At 72.8% G+C, this 302-nt stretch carries 1 protein-coding gene; it reads right to left on the bottom strand.

Features of this window, described 5'->3' with window-relative positions:
• A partial coding sequence (locus tag JHD59_RS22520; protein WP_199155904.1) for a hypothetical protein occupies window positions 1-224 on the bottom strand: 224 nt, incomplete at its 3' end.
• Window positions 225-302 lie beyond the last annotated feature (78 nt).

Genomic DNA, 302 nt, shown 5'->3' with positions numbered 1-302 from the left:
CCCCCCCCCCCCCCCCCCCCCCCCCCCCCCCCCCCCCCCCCCCCCCCCCCCCCCCCCCCCCCCCCCCCCCCCCCCCCCCCCCCCCCCCCCCCCCCCCCCCCCCTTTTCCAGCAGAAGACGGCATACGCGATAATTGGCGGAGTCTCGTGGGCTCGGAGATGTGTATAAGAGACAGGGGTGAGGATGGCGGCGCCGGTGAACAGAAAGTGGCTGCTGAATTTCATGATGCGGCGATCTCAAAAATAAAACGCCGCCGGCCGGAGCAGGGCTATTGCGTCCGGCATGCCTGGGCGGCGCGGACC

It is taken from the genome of Chromobacterium sp. ASV23 (assembly GCF_016428945.1).
GTDB lineage: Bacteria > Pseudomonadota > Gammaproteobacteria > Burkholderiales > Chromobacteriaceae > Chromobacterium > Chromobacterium sinusclupearum.
Note: the sequence above shows the minus strand (reverse complement) of the source record. Positions and strands in the feature narration are given on the sequence as shown.